General features: G+C 60.1%; 15 protein-coding genes and 3 tRNA genes. 16 read left to right on the top strand and 2 right to left on the bottom strand.

Annotation, left to right across the window (positions count from 1 at the left end; genetic code table 11):
- Nucleotides 1-18: 18 nt before the first annotated feature.
- The 4 genes from ACMHYW_RS08990 to ACMHYW_RS08975 all read left to right on the top strand — a co-directional run bounded on the left by ACMHYW_RS08990 (nucleotide 19) and on the right by ACMHYW_RS08975 (nucleotide 1550).
- A tRNA-Arg gene (locus tag ACMHYW_RS08990) sits at nucleotides 19-95 on the top strand.
- 72 nt (nucleotides 96-167) lie between these two features.
- A tRNA-Arg gene (locus tag ACMHYW_RS08985) sits at nucleotides 168-244 on the top strand.
- Nucleotides 245-293: 49 nt separating this feature from the next.
- Nucleotides 294-370: transfer RNA gene (locus ACMHYW_RS08980), tRNA-Arg, on the top strand.
- A 661-nt stretch (nucleotides 371-1031) separates the two neighbouring features.
- A complete protein-coding gene (locus ACMHYW_RS08975; protein WP_414499642.1) occupies nucleotides 1032-1550 on the top strand; it encodes a DUF6622 family protein in 519 nt (172 codons plus the stop codon).
- Nucleotides 1551-1572: 22 nt separating this feature from the next.
- Here ACMHYW_RS08975 and ACMHYW_RS08970 read toward each other — a convergent pair whose 3' ends face one another.
- Both ACMHYW_RS08970 and ACMHYW_RS08965 read right to left on the bottom strand, forming a co-directional pair.
- On the bottom strand, nucleotides 1573-2505 hold the full coding sequence (locus tag ACMHYW_RS08970) for a tRNA dihydrouridine synthase (RefSeq protein WP_414501488.1): 933 nt from the start codon (nucleotides 2503-2505) through the stop codon (nucleotides 1573-1575).
- 188 nt (nucleotides 2506-2693) lie between these two features.
- The gene (locus tag ACMHYW_RS08965) at nucleotides 2694-3335 is read right to left on the bottom strand and encodes an IMPACT family protein (RefSeq protein ID WP_414499641.1); all 642 of its coding nucleotides are present in this window, start codon (nucleotides 3333-3335) and stop codon (nucleotides 2694-2696) included.
- Between the two features lie 324 nt (nucleotides 3336-3659).
- Here ACMHYW_RS08965 and ccmA point away from each other — a divergent pair, with 324 nt between their 5' ends.
- The 12 genes from ccmA to ligA all read left to right on the top strand — a co-directional run bounded on the left by ccmA (nucleotide 3660) and on the right by ligA (nucleotide 18170).
- On the top strand, nucleotides 3660-4310 hold the full coding sequence (gene ccmA / locus ACMHYW_RS08960; protein WP_414499640.1) for a cytochrome c biogenesis heme-transporting ATPase CcmA: 651 nt from the start codon (nucleotides 3660-3662) through the stop codon (nucleotides 4308-4310).
- Nucleotides 4297-5007, top strand: coding sequence for a heme exporter protein CcmB (ccmB, locus tag ACMHYW_RS08955; protein ID WP_414499639.1), 711 nt, complete (start codon nucleotides 4297-4299; stop codon nucleotides 5005-5007). The genes ccmA and ccmB overlap by 14 nt, the downstream gene beginning before the upstream one ends.
- A 99-nt stretch (nucleotides 5008-5106) precedes the next feature.
- A complete protein-coding gene (gene ccmC / locus ACMHYW_RS08950) occupies nucleotides 5107-5868 on the top strand; it encodes a heme ABC transporter permease CcmC (protein ID WP_414499638.1) in 762 nt (253 codons plus the stop codon).
- A complete protein-coding gene (gene ccmD, locus ACMHYW_RS08945; protein WP_414499637.1) occupies nucleotides 5865-6086 on the top strand; it encodes a heme exporter protein CcmD in 222 nt (73 codons plus the stop codon). The genes ccmC and ccmD overlap by 4 nt, the downstream gene beginning before the upstream one ends.
- Nucleotides 6083-6529, top strand: coding sequence for a cytochrome c maturation protein CcmE (gene ccmE, locus ACMHYW_RS08940; protein ID WP_414499636.1), 447 nt, complete (start codon nucleotides 6083-6085; stop codon nucleotides 6527-6529). Before ccmD ends, ccmE begins: the two co-directional genes overlap by 4 nt.
- An 86-nt stretch (nucleotides 6530-6615) precedes the next feature.
- Nucleotides 6616-8610, top strand: coding sequence for a heme lyase CcmF/NrfE family subunit (locus ACMHYW_RS08935; protein WP_414499635.1), 1995 nt, complete (start codon nucleotides 6616-6618; stop codon nucleotides 8608-8610).
- Nucleotides 8607-9146 carry a DsbE family thiol:disulfide interchange protein gene (locus ACMHYW_RS08930; protein WP_414499634.1) on the top strand — a complete coding sequence of 180 codons (540 nt, stop codon included), beginning with the start codon at nucleotides 8607-8609 and terminating at the stop codon, nucleotides 9144-9146. The genes ACMHYW_RS08935 and ACMHYW_RS08930 overlap by 4 nt, the downstream gene beginning before the upstream one ends.
- The gene (locus ACMHYW_RS08925) at nucleotides 9136-9627 is read left to right on the top strand and encodes a cytochrome c-type biogenesis protein CcmH (protein WP_414499633.1); all 492 of its coding nucleotides are present in this window, start codon (nucleotides 9136-9138) and stop codon (nucleotides 9625-9627) included. The genes ACMHYW_RS08930 and ACMHYW_RS08925 overlap by 11 nt, the downstream gene beginning before the upstream one ends.
- Nucleotides 9624-10526: a c-type cytochrome biogenesis protein CcmI gene (gene ccmI / locus ACMHYW_RS08920; protein ID WP_414499632.1), complete on the top strand. Its 903-nt coding sequence runs from the start codon at nucleotides 9624-9626 to the stop codon at nucleotides 10524-10526. Before ACMHYW_RS08925 ends, ccmI begins: the two co-directional genes overlap by 4 nt.
- An 11-nt stretch (nucleotides 10527-10537) precedes the next feature.
- A complete protein-coding gene (smc, locus tag ACMHYW_RS08915; protein ID WP_414499631.1) occupies nucleotides 10538-14026 on the top strand; it encodes a chromosome segregation protein SMC in 3489 nt (1162 codons plus the stop codon).
- A gap of 232 nt (nucleotides 14027-14258) precedes the next feature.
- A complete protein-coding gene (locus tag ACMHYW_RS08910) occupies nucleotides 14259-15986 on the top strand; it encodes a cell division protein ZipA C-terminal FtsZ-binding domain-containing protein (RefSeq protein ID WP_414499630.1) in 1728 nt (575 codons plus the stop codon).
- Nucleotides 15987-16124: 138 nt separating this feature from the next.
- Nucleotides 16125-18170, top strand: a complete 2046-nt coding sequence (ligA, locus tag ACMHYW_RS08905) for an NAD-dependent DNA ligase LigA (protein ID WP_414499629.1) — start codon at nucleotides 16125-16127, stop codon at nucleotides 18168-18170.
- Nucleotides 18171-18178: the final 8 nt, after the last annotated feature.

Here is an 18178-nt window from a genome sequence, read left to right as displayed (position 1 = left end):
TTTAAAGTTTTTCGTAATGCGCCCGTAGCTCAGCTGGATAGAGTACTTGACTACGAATCAAGGGGTCAGAGGTTCGAATCCTCTCGGGCGCGCCACGAAGAAATTTAACAGGGAAATGAGATTTACATTCAAATCAGTTTGATTGTCATCTCAATGCATTATGGAATGCGCCCGTAGCTCAGCTGGATAGAGTACTTGACTACGAATCAAGGGGTCAGAGGTTCGAATCCTCTCGGGCGCGCCATAGCTTAAAGTGTTAGAGAAAACACTCTAAATTATCTTCTCCAAGTTTTGCGCCCGTAGCTCAGCTGGATAGAGTACTTGACTACGAATCAAGGGGTCAGAGGTTCGAATCCTCTCGGGCGCGCCATATAGAGAAGTCCCGCTGATTATATGATCGGCGGGGCTTTTTTGTATCCATGAAAAAAAGCCTCATTAGTCGGTTTATGCCGAAATAAAGGCTTGCAGTGGGTGAGCGCCGTTCACATACTGCTCACGCCTCACGCCTCACGCCTCACGCCTCACGCCTCACGCCTCACGCCTCACGCCTCACGCCTCACGCCTCACGCCTCACGCCTCACGCCTCACGCCTCACGCCTCACGCCTCACGCCTCACGCCTCACGCCTCACGCCTCACGCCTCACGCCTCACGCCTCACGCCTCACGCCTCACGCCTCACGCCTCACGCCTCACGCCTCACGCCTCACGCCTCACGCCTCACGCCTCACGCCTCACGCCTCACCGCCTCACGCCTCACGCCTCACGCCTCACGCCTCACGCCTCACGCCTCACGCCTCACGCCTCACGCCTCACGCCTCACGCCTCACGCCTCACGCCTCACGCCTCACGCCTCACGCCTCACGCCTCACGCCTCACGCCTCACGCCTCACGCCTCACGCCTCACGCCTCACGCCTCACGCCTCACGCCTCACGCCTCACGCCATAGTGGTCGATTAGGATGCCTGTGTAGCTCGGTCCGTCGCATAATGCGCAAGGTAGATCATTGATTCTGGAATGGAAGAGGAGGGCAGATGCAGATCATTTCACATGCGCCTACGTGGGTCTGGGTGCTTCTGGTGGTGTTGGTACTGAGAGGCGTTAAGGCGCTTCAGGACCGTACGATGTCACTGACTCGGCTGTTGCTGCTGCCAGTGATCTTCTTGGTCTGGGGGAGTTATGCACTGTGCCAAGATACCGAAATGTCGGTTCTGGCATGGGTATCGGCGCTTATAGGGTTGCCATTGGGAGCTCTTGTGGGCTGGTGGTGCTGGCGTGCCTCTCCGGGGCTGAGAGATGCCGGTACGCCGGGACATGTTGTTCGGGCGGGTTCTGCCTTGCCGCTTTGCTTTATCGTGGTGGCGTTCATCTCCCGCTTTGTCATGGCGGCCTATCTGCATACGCATCAAGATGCAGTGTCATCGACATGGACGATGATGATCGTTGGGCTATGGAGCGGTGCCATTGATGGCGTGTTCTGGGGCGGCAGCTTCAATTTGCTATGGCGCTACCGCGCTGAGCGTCAACAGCGCGGTAGGATGTCAGAAGCCTAGAAGGGAATGGCTTGGGAGGGGATTACGGGATGATGGGGTTATCCAGTGCGTCAAGCAAGTCATCGGTGTGGCGTAGTGTGCGTAGATGCACGAAGCGTTCGGCGGCCTCCGTGTCGTGCTGGCGCATCAGGCTGAGCCACTGCTTGATCAGTGAGACGACCACCTTTTCGGGCAGGTCGTTGGCAAGGCTTTCGGCAAATGCACGGAGTACTGCAGCACGTTCGGCCCATTGTGTGGCCGGAAGCTGTTCGCCTGTTCGCTGCCAATGGCGAATGCGGGCAGCCAGTAGTGGGTCCGACAGTAGTCCACGGCCAATCATGACATTGCGGCAGCCTGACAGTGCGCGAGCCTGCCAGTAGTCTTCCAGCGTCCAGATATCACCGTTGGCGACAATGGGCACGTTGACATGATGGCGAATGCGAGCGATCCACTCCCAGTGTGCCGGTGGACGATAACCTTCCTTGCGGGTACGGGCATGCAGTGTCAGCCATCGAGCGCCGCCCTGCACGGCTGCAGCGGCACACTGCAAGGCCAGTTGGCGATCTTCAAACCCCAGACGCAGTTTGGCGCTGACCGGTGTGTCGGGTACTGCGCGGCATACGGCGGCTACCGTGGCATGGATGTCAGCGGGGGATTTCAGCATCGAAGCGCCGCCGCCATGACGGTTGACGGTTTTGGCGGGGCAGCCGAAGTTAATATCCAGCGCTGTTGCGCCGCAGCCTACGGCAATGCGGGCGTTTTCAGCCATGGCGGTTGGGTCTGAGCCCAGCAGCTGTAATTGGACGGGGGTACCGTCGGCCGTTGCGGCGCCCTGAGCCAACTCTGGGCATAGACGATGAAATACGCGAGGAGGAAGTGGCTGGTCGACGACACGCACGAACTCGGTCACAACCCAGTCTAGGCCTCCTTGGGCACTGAGCAAGCGTCGGGTGGTAACGTCGATGACACCTTCCATCGGTGCAAGGCCGATCAGGCCTGCCCGTGATGCGCTCGGGTCGGCATAAGCGGTGGGGGGCATGGCAGGAAGTGCAGTGCCGAACATGGGGGTTCCTCGTCGAGGTCATTCCGATCAAGGCGGCGATTATACGCATCCTGATCGGCGGTAACACCCGGTGAGGCACTCGGCGAGCGAATGCATGGTTCTTACGCTTCTTTCAGCGATGCCGTGCCGTGCAGTTGGCGGGACAGGGCATCGATATCGAGTGGTGCTCCTGCCGGCCATGCCAGCGTGAGCTGTACTCCGTCTGCGCCGTAGTCGACGCCGCTGATCTGGCCGCCTTGCTGTTCGCACCAATAGCGCGCCGAGTGTTCGTCACTGAAATCGACGCACAGGGTGAGGCTGCGGCGTACGACGTATTCCTCGGTGGGCAGTGTGTCCAGTGCCTGCAGGACAGCCTTGGTATAGGCGCGTACGAGCCCGCCTGTGCCGAGCTTGATACCCCCGAAATAGCGAATGACGACGCAACCGATCTCTCCCAGTCCGCTGCCGTCGATGGCTTGGAACATCGGGCGCCCGGCCGTGCCGCCGGGTTCGCCATCGTCGGAAAAACCGATGTCGATCTGCTCGCCGGGAGGACCAGCAACAAAGGCGGGGCAGTGGTGGCGTGCGTCGGGATAGGCGTCACGCGCCAGCTCAAGCAGCAGATGAGCATCATCGGGTGTGCTGCAGCGCGCAATCCACGTGATGAAGCGGCTTTTGGTCACTTCGATCTCATGGGTGTGAGGCTCGTCCAGCGTCGCGACGGGAACCTTGAAGCATGTGGGGCCGTGTGTTGATGCAGACATGGAGATCGCCTGAACCAGCGCGTGAAGGCATGCCCTTCACGCCAGAAAGTGCATGACAGCCTGTCGATATGGCTGCCGTTGAGAAGGTTCATAGTAACATGGATTGACCTTCCGGTTGCTGGGAAGAGGCGCAAGCCGATGAACGTACAGTTGATTTGCTTCCTGTGGCAGTGTTGTCATCATGGGAAGCAGTATGGACGCAGTTGCACAGTTACCTTTTGGTAATTTTAGCTCGTGCGCTGTCTGTGTACCATAGTGTCTACATTATGATGGCTTGCAAGGATGCAAGCTCCTCTAGGTCCAGGGTATCGAAGGAGTCGGTCCGTGGTTCATCTCTCTGCCTGTGCGCTTGGCGTGATGCGCGATGAGCGGGCACTGTTTAAAGACCTGACACTGACCGTCGGGGCGGGGCAGCTATGCCGCATCGAAGGGCCCAATGGCAGTGGCAAGACGACATTGCTACGCGTACTGTGCGGTCTTATTTCTGATTATGATGGTAAGGTATATTGGCAAGATACGCCGATTGAACAAGCGCGCCATGCCTATGCCGCTGCGCTTGTTTATCTCGGTCATCGCACGGGCGTGAAGATGGCGCTGACGCCGATCGAGAATCTGCAGGCGTTTTGGGGGCTATCGGGCTATCCCGCCTCTGATCTTGATGAGCGTTGCTGGCGAGCATTGGATGCTGTCGGACTGGCAGCCTTCGCTGATCTGCCGGTAGCGCAGCTGTCGGCGGGACAGCAGCGCCGCGTGGCGTTGGCGCGGCTCCATTTGCACGAGGCTTCGCTGTGGCTGCTAGACGAGCCGTTCACTGCGGTCGATCAGAGCGGCGTGCTTGAGCTTGAAAGGTGGATTCGTGCGCACTGTGAGCGTGGCGGTGCCGTTGTGCTGACCTCTCATCAACCGCTCGTCGAGCTTAAACCCGATATTTGCGTGTGTTTGAACGGACAGGGAGGGCACCGTGTCGTCACCTGATTCCGCTCGACCGCTGCTGTCGCTTTGGCAGTCAGCCTGCTATGCCTTGCAGCGTGAGTGGCGGCTGTGCTGTCGCCAGCGCAGTGAATGGCTGCAGCCGCTGGCGTTCTTCATTGTGGTGATCGCGCTTTTCCCGCTCGGACTGAGCGGCGATCTGGCAGCACTGCGCGTCTTTGCCCCCGGTATCATCTGGGTGGCAGCCCTGCTGGCGGTGCTGCTATCGCTGGATCGGCTGTTTCGCGATGACTACCTCGACGGTGTGATTGAGCAGTGGGTACTGTCACCGCAGCCACTGGTGCTATCTGTCACTGTCAAGGTGATGCTGCACTGGTGCCTGAACGGCTGCCTGCTGGCGCTGATCTCGCCACTGTTGGGCGTCATGCTGGGGCTGTCTTGGCAGGAAGTGGCGGTGCTGGCCTGTTCGCTGGTGCCGGGAAGCTTTGTGCTGGCGTGGATCGGGGCTATCGGTGCGGCGCTGACCGTGTCGCTGCCGCGAGGCGGTGTTCTGCTGTCACTGCTAATGCTGCCGCTGTATGTGCCGGTGCTGATTTTTGGTGCGGGTCTGGTGCGGATGGTCGCGTTGGGGCTGCCGTGGTGGCCGGTCATGGCCTTGCTGAGTGGACTGATGGCGACCGCGCTATTGATTGCGCCCTGGGTCGTGGCTTATGCGCTACGCTTGAATATCAGTACGCAGTAAATAATCGAACGATAACAACGACCTTACCTTTCAACGCTCCGACGCCAGCGCTTTGCTGTTTCATCTTGACCGCTGGCGTGAACGACAAGGCTATCCGTCATGTGGCACTACTTGCATCAATGGGCTTCTCCCAAATGGTTCTATCAGCGCAGCGGTCGCTGGCTGCCGTGGCTGGGCGCGCTTACTTTGCTGACGCTGGCCGTGGGGTCGATATGGGGGCTGGTCATCGCGCCGCCCGACTATCAGCAGCATGACAGCATGCGCATCATGTATGTGCATGTACCGACGGCTATCCTGTCTGAAAGCGTGTACCTGCTGATGGCGCTGTGCAGTGCTGTTTTCCTGATCTGGCGCATCAAACTGGCAGACATGCTGGCCTCGGTGATGGCGCCGTTTGGGGCCGCTATGGCGTTTCTGGCGCTGTTCACGGGAGCCGTATGGGGTATCCCTACCTGGGGAACGTGGTGGACATGGGATGCTCGGCTTACGTCGATGCTGGTACTGCTGTTCCTGTATCTGGGGGTGATCGCGTTGCGCGGTGCTTTTCAGCAGACACTGGCGGGTGCGCGCGCGGCGGGCATTATCGCGCTGGTGGGATTGGTCAATCTGCCAATCATCAAATATTCCGTGGTGTGGTGGAACACGTTGCATCAGGCGTCATCGTTTTCCATTGCCCATAAGCCCGCCATGCCGGCGTCAATGTGGTTGCCGCTGCTGGTCATGATCGTGGGAGGCTATCTGTTCATGGCAACGCTGGTCATGATGCGTACGCGCAGCGAGATTCTGCGGCGTGAGGCTTCGATGGCGTGGGTCAAGCAACTGGCGCAGGCGTCGATGTCCAGGGAGGACGCAGCATCATGATGTGGTTTTCCAGCATTCACGAGTTTCTCACTATGAAGGGCTATGGGCTGTACGTGTGGCCTGCGTGGGGCGTTACCGCCGCTGTGCTGCTGGGGTTGATGCTGCATGCTCGGATTGAGCGACGACGTGTGATGGCGATGCTATCGCGGCAGCAGCGGCGCAATGATGCGATGGCGCGACGTGGGAATGCATCAATGCCGGAGGGAGAATCGCCATGAGGCCTCGGCAACGACAGCGATTGATCGTGGTGGTGGGCATCGTTGCACTGGCGGCCGTGGCCGTCGGCCTGCTGGTGTATGCACTACGGGCTAACATGAATCTCTTCTATACCCCAGAGCAGATCGTGGCGGGTGAGGCTCCTAGCGGTCACGCACTGCGTGCCGGTGGGGTGGTGAAAGTCGGTAGCGTGCAACGCGCGGCCGACTCATTACAGGTCCGCTTCGTGATCACGGACTTCAAGGCGGACATCAACGTGCGCTATGACGGCATGCTGCCGGATCTGTTTCGTGAAGGGCAGGGCGTTGTCGTGACGGGCCAGCTGCTGGACAAGGGGCATCTGCAGGCCTCGCAGGTACTGGCCAAGCATGACGAGAAATATACGCCACCTGAAATCAGCACCATCGTCACGCAAGGCGCTGCGGCACGATCGCGTAATCGCTAGCCCGACGCTGTGGACCGAAGTGCCTGTTCTTGACGGTGCCGGCCTTCGTGGCATGGGGCACTACGCTGTTCAACAAGGATGAATGAATGGAATGGATACCCGAACTGGGGCTGTTGGCACTGCTGGCGGCGATGGTCAGTGCTGTGCTGCAGGCCGTCATGCCGTGGGCGGGGCTGACCTGGCGTCGCCCATTGTGGATTGCCGTGGCGGGGCCGCTGACCTGCCTGCAGACCTTCTGCGTGCTGGTGGCGTACAGCATTCTGACCTACTGCTTTGCCGTTAATGATTTTAGCGTGGCCTTTGTGGCCGAGCATTCCAACCGAGCACTGCCGCTCTATTACCGTTTATGCGCGGTGTGGGGCGGGCATGAAGGCTCGATGTTGCTGTGGGTGGCTTTGCTATCGCTGTGGGCGCTGGCGGTATGCGCGTTGGCCCGTTCGCTGCCCAGCGTACTGAAAGCGCGCGTGCTGGCCGTAATGGGGCTCATCAGCGCCGCCTTTCTGATCTTCATCGTTGCGACGTCCAACCCGTTTGAACGCGTGCTGTTGCCGGTACCCGCCGAGGGGATTGATCTCAACCCCATGCTGCAAGACATCGGTCTGATTATTCATCCACCGATGCTCTATCTGGGGTACGTCGGGTTTTCCGTGGCGTTTTCTTTTGCCATCGCGGCACTGTGGAGTGGCCGTCAGGATGCGGCATGGACCCGCTGGGTGCGGCCGTGGACCAACGTGGCTTGGGCGTGCCTGACCGTGGGCATCGTGCTGGGCAGTTGGTGGGCGTATTACGAGCTGGGCTGGGGAGGCTGGTGGTTCTGGGATCCGGTCGAGAATGCGTCGCTGATGCCGTGGCTGACGGGGTGTGCGCTGGTGCATTCACTGGCCGCGACCGAGAAACGTGACGCTTTCAAGCGCTGGACGCTGCTGCTGGCTATTTTCACCTTTTCGCTGTCGCTGCTGGGCACCTTCTTGGTGCGTTCTGGGGTGCTGACCTCGGTGCATGCTTTCAGCAATGACCCTTCGCGCGGTGGCGTTATCCTCGTTCTGTTGCTGATCACGATCGGTGGTTCGCTGGGGCTGTACGGCTGGCGAGCGCCGCGGCTTTCCAGCTATGTCACGTTTAGCTGGTTGTCGCGTGATCTGTTTCTGCTGCTCAACACGGTCGTGATGCTGGTGATGATGCTGACTGTGCTACTGGGCACGCTGTATCCATTGGCGTTGGACGCGCTCGGGTTGGGGCGAATTTCGGTGGGGCCTCCCTATTTCAACCTGATTTTTCTGCCGCTGGGGGTCGTGCTGTGTGTGCTGATGGGCATTGCGCCGCTGCTGCGCTGGAAAAGCATGCCTGCCGCGTTGCTGTGGTGTCGGTCGCAGTGGCTGCTGGCTGTTGCGCTGGTGCTTGGGCCATTGCTGGCTTGGCATGAGGTGGCACGCTTCGATCCGTGGGTCACGCTGGCCGCCATATTGGCGGTGTGGGTGGCACTGCCGCTGGCGCGTGATGCGATCGTGTCGATGGCCAATGCGGGGGGGCTGAAAGGCCTTCGACGCCTGTCGCGCAGCTATTACGGCATGATGTTGGGACATATCGGGTTGTCATTCATCGTGCTGGGCATTGCCATCGTGTCGAATGCCAGCGTCGAGCGCGATGTCCGGATGCCGCATGGCGTGCCGATTGAGGTAGGCGATTACGATTTCATGCTGACCGGTGTGCGCCGTCAGACCGGGCCCAACTATGACGCTGATGTGGCCACACTGCGGGTGTCGCGGGATGGACAGTTAGTGACCCATCTGTACCCAGAAAAACGCTACTTCCCGGCTAGCGGCCAGGTGATGACCGAAACAGCGCTGGATGGTCATCTGAAACGTGATCTGTATGTCGCGATGGGGGAGTCGCTCGACAAGGGCAGTAGCTGGGCGATGCGTATCCAGATCAAGCCGCGCGTACGCTGGATCTGGATGGGCGGATTGCTGGTTGCCGCGGGAGCTTTGTTGGCGACGATGGATCGACGCTACCGCTTCTACAAGCGCTGCATGAAAGAGTGCCCTGACAAGCAAGAAGGTACACAGGAGGTTCAAGGATGAAAACGCGCCAACGGTGGGTGTGGCTTCCGCTGGTCATCTTCATCGCACTGGTGATCGTGCTGGGCGTAGGACTGCTGACCCGTCAGCAGGATCGCCCTTCGGCGCGATTAGCTACGTCGTTTCCGGCTTTTTCGCTGCCATCGCTGGACCGACAGACGGACAAAGAAGGCCCGGAACTGTTCGATGGGCAGATTACGCTGGTGAACGTATGGGGGAGCTGGTGCCCAAGCTGTGAGGATGAGGTGCCAGAACTGTTGCAATTGCAGCGGGAAGGCGTGCGTATCGTCGGCATCGCCTATCGCGATGAGCGCAGCGATGCGCTGGGCTTTCTCGAACGGCACGGCAATCCCTATACGGCCAATATCATGGATGCTGACGGCAGTCTGAGCTTCGACTTGGGGGTCTACGGTGCGCCGGAAACCTTTATCGTTGATGCCCACGGCGTGATTCGCTACCACCATGCCGGCGCGCTCACAGAACCTTTGATCGACGGGCAGATCCGGCCCCTGCTGCAGGAGCTGGCGCATGAAACGTAAGGTCTATCGCTGGGGAGTGGGGGTGCTGTGTGGTTGGGCGCTGAATGTCGGAGCGGCTCAGACGGTTGAATTTCATGATCCAGCATTGCAATCGCGCTATGCGCAGCTAGTAGATTCGCTGCGCTGCCCCAAGTGCGAGAACCAAGCGATAGGCAGTTCCAGTGCACCAGTGGCCGTCGATATGCGGCGCCATGTGGCGGCGTGGTTGTCGAAGGGCTATAGCGATGAACGGATACAGGATGAACTGGTCGCCCGGTTCGGTGAGTATGTGCTGTATCAGCCGCGGCTGTCATCGCGAACACTTCTGTTGTGGGCCGGCCCGGCGGTACTGGGGGTGTTGGCGGCAGGAGGAATCATTCTGACCGTGCGTTCACGACGCTATCCGATACAGGCTGAGCCGCTTGATCCTGATGAGCAGGCGCTGTTGCAGCGCGTTCTGGCGCGTCATCCTGACGATGAGCGTAAGGAGCACCGCGCATGATGTTGTTGATGATAGGGTGTTTGGTGTTGCTGGGTGCGCTGGGGGTAACGGTCGTGTATGCCGCGCGCAGTGCGCCCGCGATGCGACGCAGCCTGATGATTGATCACTGTCATCCTTCGCGTGAGGTGGCAAATGTTATGGCCTATCGCGATGAACGTGCTGATATCGAGCGCGCGCATCGCGCCGGTGAACTGAACGATGATCAGTACGCGACGGCGTGCATGAATATCGAACGTCGTCTGCTGAAAGCGATCCAATCCGGTGAAGATGTCGCAAGTGGCAGTGTTAACGCAGGAAAATGCGGTGCCTGTGGCGCCATGATGGTAGCCGTTCTGGCGGTTATCGTGGGATACTTGCACTTTGGTGCACATGACGACCTCCGCTTGCACGAAGTCTGGCAGAGCGTCGCCGAGCGCCCGCGAGCCACGGTACAGGACTATGTCGATAGCCTTGAACCTCTGGCGCGCCTGCAGCCACACAACCCCCATGTCTGGGCGGTGCTGTGGCCGCTCTATACGAACATTGGGCACTATGACGAAGCCATATTTGCCCTCAGGCAGCAGATGCGTATCGAAGGAGAGTCGACGCAAGGACTGGCTCAGCTGGCCCAGATGCGGTTCATGGCGGCGGGTGGGGTGGTGACACCCGAGGTGGCCTTACTGTGTCGCCAAGTGCTGGCCGTCGAGCCGGAGCACCCTGCCATCCAGGGCATGCTGGGTGTGGCCGCTTATACGCGCCATGACTACCAGAGCGCCCTTGAGCACTGGCAGCTGGCATTGGACGGCGGCGCGGATGCCGAAGGGCTAGGCGCCCGACTGCGTGAGAACATGGCGCAGGCCCGTCAGCAGCTACAGGCGCTGGGACCTCCTTCTACGCTACCTGCACGACACGCACAGTAACGGAAGTCAGGATGCGATTAACCTCGATCAGGCTGGCAGGATTCAAATCATTCGTCGATCCGGTCACCGTCCCCTTTGAAGGCAACATGACCTGTATTGTCGGGCCCAACGGCTGTGGCAAGTCCAACGTCATTGATGCCGTGCGCTGGGTGATGGGTGAGTCTTCGGCGAAGATGCTGCGCGGCGAATCGATGGCCGACGTCATCTTCAACGGTTCAACGGGACGCAAGCCCGTCGGGCAAGCCTCTATTGAACTGACCTTCGATAACAGCGATGGCTCGCTGGGTGGCATGTATGCTCAGTATGCCGAGCTGTCGGTCAAGCGCATCGTCACTCGCGACGGTCAGTCGACCTATTTCTTCAATGGTGAAAAGTGCCGTCGTCGCGACATTGCGGATCTCTTCATGGGCACCGGCCTTGGACCACGTTCCTACGCCATCATCGGACAGGGCATGATCTCGCGGCTGGTAGAGGCTCGCCCCGATGAACTGCGCGCCACGCTTGAAGAAGCGGCGGGCATTTCGCGCTACAAGGAACGCCGCAAGGAAACCGAACAGCGTATGCGGCGTACGCGCGACAACCTCGAACGTCTTGATGACCTGCGTGAAGAGCTGGATCGACAGCTGGAACGCTTAAAACGTCAGGCCGATGCGGCGCGGCGCTATCGCGATCTCAAGGAACAGGAACACCGCCTCAAGGGTGAACTGGCGCTGCTGCGGCGCAATGCATGGCGCGCGCGCCAGCAGGAAGCCGAGTCGCAGGTGCGTGCGCTAGAAATCACCCGCGAAAAGAACATTCATGGTATTCGCGAGTGCGAACGCCTGCTGGAAGAGCACCGCTTCAGTCACGACGGGCTAGCCGAGTCGCTTGATGAGCACCAGCGGCGCTTTTCCGACACTACTGCGACCGTGGCACGCCTTGAGCAGCAGCTCGAATACGCCCGCACCCGTGAGCGTCAGCTGGCCGCCGAACTGGAACGCGTTCAGCAGGAAAAGGCAGAGTTCGATCAGTTGGCCAGCACCGACCAGCTGCGCCAGCAGGAAATCGAAGAGCGTCTGGAAGCACTAGCACTCGACCGCGAAGAAGCGGCAGAGATGATGGCGCAGCTAGAGCTGGAACAGGCCGAACTGGGTGAGCGCCAGCAGCAAGCACAGGCGGCCTGGGAACGGATTCAACAGCAGAGCGGTGAGCAGACCCGTGGTGCAGAACGGGCGCAGGGCGAGGTACGCCGCCTTGAAGAACAGCGCGCGGATATCGACCGTCAGCATCAACAGCGTCAGCAACAGCTGGCCGAAGTGCCCGATATGGCACTGCTGGATGAAGAGTTGGCCGAACTGGACCTGATTCGCGAGCAGGACGCTGAACAGCTTCAGCAACTGGAAGAAGAACGCCAGCGTCTGCGCGAGCAGCGCCAGCAGCTGAATGACACGCAGCAGTGGGTGCAGAAGGAACGTGAGACACTGCTGACACGCCAGAATACGCTGCTTGGCGAACGATCTTCCTTGCAGGCACTGCTGGCGGCCGCGCTCGACCACGATGACCAGCAGCGTCAGCACGCACTGACAGCCGCCGGGCTTGATCAAGCACCGCTGCTGGCTGAGCGTCTGAGTGTCGAACCCGGTTGGGAGGCCGCTGTGTCATGGGTATTGGCACCGTGGCTGGATGCTCGCGTGGCGTCTATTGATGCGCTGAATCAGCTTGCTCTGGAAAAAGGCGAGCTGGGCGTGATTGATGATCGTGTCACTACACCCACGGTGGGATCGCTGGCGGCTGTTGTGCAGGGAGCGGGTGGGTTGACGCCATGGCTCAATGGCATTCGCGCTGTCGATGAAGACGCCGATGCTTGGTCACAGGCGGCAACGCTGACGGATGGCGAGAGCCTAATCACGCGCAGTGGGCTGTGGATCGGCCACGGTTGGGCGCGTCGGTTGGGCGAGCAGGCTCGCGATGATAGCGTGATGGCCCAGCGTCGCCGATTGGATGATATTGATGCTGAGCTGGCGCAGCTTGACGCGCAATTGGAAGCCATGACCACACAGCTTTCGGATATCGCTGCGCGCCAGCAGAGCGGTGATGATCGGCTTGAGCAGCTGCATGAAGAAGCCGCACGCCATACCGAGCAGTCTCGCCAGCACGAGGCGGCTTGGGCCGGGCTGTCATCACGCGTTCAGCACCTCAAAGGGCGTCGTGAAGAACTGACGGCAGAGTTGATGACCTTGGCCGAGCGTCGTGAGGAAAATGCACTGGCGCTGGAAGAGTCCCGCGAGCGGTGGCAGATGGCCATCGACGTGGCTGAAACATCGGCGGCTGCTCGCGAACAGCAGGCCAGCGAACGTCAGCAGGCCAACGAGGCATGGCAGCATTTGCAGACGCGACTGGCCCCCGCGCGCGAACGTCAGTCCCAATTGGCGCTGGAAGCGCAGCGGCTGACGACGGAACTGGAAGGCATGCAGCGTACCCAAGCGCGCGGTGCCGATCAGCGTCAGCGTCTTGATGAGCGATATGCTGCGCTGCAGGAAGAGCGCGAAGCGCTCATCGAACCTCAGGAAATGCTGAAAGCACAGCTGGATGACTACCTCGACCAGAGAACGCGTGAAGAAGCCGCGTTGACGGCGGTACGCGATCGTACCCGTCAGCTGGCCGAACAGATGCGCGACAGCGAACAGAAGCGCCAGCAGTTCGAGAAGGATCAGGAGCAACTGCGCACGCAGATCGAGACTCTGCGCTTGCAGGTGCAAGAGCATGCGCTTAAGGCGGATGCGCAGGAAGAACAGTTGGTCGAACTGGGCCTTGAGCTGACCGCGTTGATGCAACAGCTGCCGGAGGATGCGAGTGAATCGGCCTGGCAGAATGCGTTGGAAGAAACATCAGCGCGAATCAAGCGTTTAGGTGCGATCAACTTGGCCGCTATAGAAGAATACGAGCAGCAGGCCGAACGCCGTAACTATCTGGAAGCACAGCACAGCGAGCTGACGGATGCGTTGGATACGCTCGAAAAGGCGATCCGCAAGATCGATCATGAAACCCGCACACGCTTTCGTGCCACCTTTGAAGAGGTCAACCGGCGTCTGGGTGAGCTGTTCCCGCGCGTGTTCGGTGGCGGTGCGGCATGGCTGACGCTGACGGGAGATGACCTGCTGGAAACGGGGGTCGCCATCATGGCGCGTCCTCCCGGTAAAAAGAACAGCACCATCCATTTGCTGTCAGGCGGTGAGAAGACGATGACGGCGCTTTCGCTGGTGTTTGCTATCTTTCAATTGAATCCTGCTCCGTTCTGTATGCTGGACGAGGTGGACGCACCGCTCGACGATGCCAACGTGGGGCGTTATGCACGGCTGGTGCGTGATATGTCCGCAACCGTTCAGTTCATTTACATTACGCACAACAAGATAGCGATGGAGGCCTCCGATCGTCTGATGGGGGTCACCATGCAGGAACCCGGCGTATCGCGGCTGGTAGCGGTCGATATCGAGGCGGCAGCGGCGCTGGCAGAGGCATAAGGAAGGTGGCAATGCTGTGGAACCTATGTAGACATGACTTGGCATTGCCACAACGGTTGACCATAATTCTATGTTGACAAACAGTCGCTTCGTGCTGTTACGGATGATAATTCTCCGGGCAAGCCGTGTGAAACGGCTGTTCGATACATGATAATCAAGGAGACCGCCGCATTCGGGTAACCGAAGACAGGACGTACAGTGCGGTGGCAAGGCTCGAGACAGGCTGGACACGATGGAACTGAGAGAGTGGCTGATTATTCTGGGACTGATACTGATGGCGATCATCGTCATTGATGGCGTGCGTCGTCTACAGCGCCAGCGTCAGTCCTCGCGCCTTGATGCCGGGCGCGCTGCCCAGCACGAGAAGAGCGATGACGACATTGCGCGACAGACCGAATGGGAATTGCCCAACGGTGGCGCTCGTGTGGTCAAGGAAGCGACCGTACAGCCGCCCCCCGTACGCCAAGCCTCGGCCTTTGAACGCAAAGGGTTGAAGACGCGCATTCCTGAAAGTGAGGCCCCTTCCGCCACCGTGCAGGCCGCTTCGGTGATCGATGCGGCGCGCGCCACTCCTGCTGTAATGACAACGACAACAACCGCCGCCGCCGAAACGCCCGCTGATGGTGCTCGTTCGGCCGCAGCAGCAGAGGCTGACGCTATGACCGACGCTGCGCTTATGGAGGCCTCTACGCCCACTCAGAGCGAACCCGCTGCGACCGATATGTCGGAGCCGACGCCCACTCACTATCAGGAGCGTGTCGACCGTGCGGATGACGCGCCTGACGCTGGTGATGCCGTCGATGTGGTAGCGCAGGAAGCCGTCGCTCATGATGATGAATATGAGGCTTTGCAGCACGACGATGAGGCGCAGGAAGACGAACTGGCCCCCGAGCCTTTCGACGTTCCAGAAGAAGAGGCGGTTGATGATCCGCGCTACGAAGGGCTGTCGGAGATCCTATGGCGTCGTCCGCTTGATGGGCTGGCGCACATGAAGGAAGTGCTGGCCGAACGTCGTGAACGTAAGGCACAGGCGCGCGAAGAAGCGCGCGTTCGCCGTCTGGAAGCGCGTGCGCGTCGTGCCGAAGAAAAAGAGAAGCGCCGGGCCGAGAAAGAAGCCGCTCAGCAGCAGGCTCGTGAAGAAGCGCTGGCCTTGCAGGCCCAACAGCGCGAAGAGGACGACCGTGCTCGGGCACAGCAGGCAGCGCGCACTCATGCTCATCGTGAGGATCCGCTTGCGCCGCTGGACGATGACGACCCACTGTTCGCACCGTCGTCACGTCGCCGCGAACCGTCGCGTGACGCTTACGTCGAAGAAAGCATCGACGATGCGTACGGCTACGAAGACGATGACTATCGGGACACCGATGAGCCGCAGCAGTATGCCGAAGACGTTTATGAGGATCAGGACGATGAGCCTGAGTGGGACGACCGTGATGCCGTGAGTGCTCGCCACCCGGATATCGAACGTGCCCGCCGCCACCTCGTTAATGGTACGCAAGCACGCGAAACGCTGGCGTCGGCCTCTGAAGTCATCGCGATTGCGGTGATGGCACGTGATGGTGAAACCTTCGATGGCATGGCGCTATTGAAGCTGATGCTGGCCTGCGGGCTGCGCTACTGCCCGACGACGCGCGTCTTCCACCGCTTCGAAACCGATGACGACAACAGCCCGTTGCAGTTCTCGGTCATTGATACCCTGAAGCCGGGCGAATTCCCGCTCGACGAGATGGACGAGTTCAGCACTAAAGGGGTGTGGCTGTTGATGCCGATGCCTGGAGCCAATGAGCTGAGCACGGCGTTTGAAGCGATGTACGAGACCGCTCGCGCTATCGCTCGCTACCTTGAGGGTGAACTGCGCGATGAAAACCAGAGCGTGATCACTGCCCAGACGGTCGAGTTCTCGCGTCAGCGCGTTCAGGAGTTCGAACGCCGCGCCAAACTGTATCACGCCTCTCACTGAGGCACTGCCAGCCGAGGCTGGCAGTGGTATCATACGCGTTCCTGACAAGCGCATCTTTCTGTAGTGACCGGGCCTGTGCACAGTGTGTATCAGGCCCGGTGTCGTATGCTGCGCCGTTCTGCCGATCAAGGAGGCACCGTGACTGCCGAAACCGTTCCCGCTGATGTGCTGCACGAAGTAGAGACCCTGCGTCAGCAGCTTCATGATGCCAGCTTCCGCTATTACATCCTCGACGCGCCACAGTTGCCCGATGCCGAGTACGATCGCCTGTTTCGTCGCCTGCAGCAGCTCGAAGAGCAGCATCCGGCCGTCGTCTCACCCGATTCTCCGACTCAGCGCGTAGGCGCCCCCGTTTCATCCGGCTTCCCCAAGATTACCCATGCGGTGCCGATGCTGTCGCTGGACAACGCCTTCAGCCATGAGGAGCTGACCGCGTTCGTTGAGCGCGCCGCAGACCGCTTGGAGTGCAGTGGCGACGATCTCCAGTTCTGCTGCGAACCCAAGCTCGACGGCTTGGCCGTTTCACTGCGCTATGAACATGGACAGTTGGTAGAAGGGGCCACGCGTGGCGATGGTCGCGTGGGTGAAGGCATCATCGGTAACCTGCGCACCATCAGCACGATTCCGCTTCGACTGCACGGCGACGACCTGCCCGAGCTGCTGGAAGTGCGCGGTGAAGTGTACATGCGCCACTCATCCTTCGAGCGCCTCAACGAGGACGCGCGCAAGGACGGCGGCAAGGTCTTCGCCAATCCTCGCAATGCGGCGGCGGGCAGCCTGCGTCAGCTTGACCCGGCTATCACGCGTCAGCGCTCGCTGGAGTTCTGCGCTTACCAGATCGCACAGCTGGACGAACATCGCCAGCAGCCCAGTCATTCCCGCCAGATGGCGCTGCTAAAAGCGTGGGGGTTCCGTCCTAATCCGCTGCTGGAAGTGGTCACGGGCAGTGAGGGCATCATCACTTACTGTGAGTCGCTGGGCGAACGTCGCCCAACGCTTGATTACGATATCGATGGTGCGGTACTGAAGATTGATGACCTGCGTCAGCAGCGCGAACTGGGGTTCGTATCGCGCGCACCGCGCTGGGCGATTGCTTATAAGTTTCCCGCCCAAGAGCAGGTGACGACGGTCGAAGACGTGGCCTTTCAGGTGGGCCGTATCGGTACGCTGACCCCGGTAGCCAAGCTGGCACCGGTTCAGGTGGCGGGCGTTACGGTCTCCAACGCTACACTGCACAATATGGATGAAGTCGAACGACTGGGCGCGAAGATCGGCGACAGCGTCATTATCCGCCGCGCGGGCGATGTCATTCCGCAAGTTGTGGGTGTGATCGAAGACCGTCGTCCAGAAGACGCGCGCGATATCGTTATGCCCGATACCTGTCCGATATGCGGTGCCGATGTTGAGCGCCTTGAAGGCGAAGTGGCTGCACGCTGCTCGGGTGGTTTGTTCTGCGCGGCACAGCGCAAAGAAGCCCTGAAGCATTTTGCGAGCCGTCGTGCACTGGATATCGTAGGACTGGGCGACAAGCTGATCGAACAGTTGGTCGATCATGGTTGGGTCGATACGCCAGACAAGTTGTTCAAGCTGATCAGTTCGCAATTGGCAAGCCTGCCGCGCATGGGTGAGAAGTCAGCGGCGAATTTAGTGGTGGCGCTGGAAAAAGCGCGTCACACCACGCTGGCACGTTTCATCTACGCCATCGGTATCCGTGAAGTGGGCGAAAGTACGGCCGCTGCACTGGCACGTCATTTCGGAACACTCGAAGCACTAATGGCCGCCGATGAAGAAACGCTAACAGCCATTCCTGACATCGGGCCTATCGTCGCGCGCCATATCAGGACATTCTTCGAACAAGCGCACAATCGGGACACCGTACAGGCGCTGCGTGACGTAGGCGTCACCTGGGATGAGACGATCGTGGAAGAGCGTTCACAGCCTCTCGCGGGTGAAACGTGGGTGTTGACCGGCACGCTTGATGTCATGACGCGTGATCAGGCTAAAGAGCATCTGCTAGCACTGGGCGCGAAAGTGAGTGGCAGCGTGTCGAAGAAGACGGCTGTAGTGGTAGCCGGGCCGGGTGCGGGCAGCAAGCTGAGCAAGGCAGAATCGCTGGGCGTTACCGTGATGGACGAAGCCGCGTTCTTGGCCCGTCTGGCCGAGCTGGGCATCACAACGCCGTAACATTGGCA

Source organism: Zymobacter sp. IVIA_12111.31 C1 (genome assembly GCF_047495495.1).
Classification (GTDB): domain Bacteria; phylum Pseudomonadota; class Gammaproteobacteria; order Pseudomonadales; family Halomonadaceae; genus Zymobacter.
This window is presented reverse-complemented; position numbering and strand designations above follow the sequence as displayed.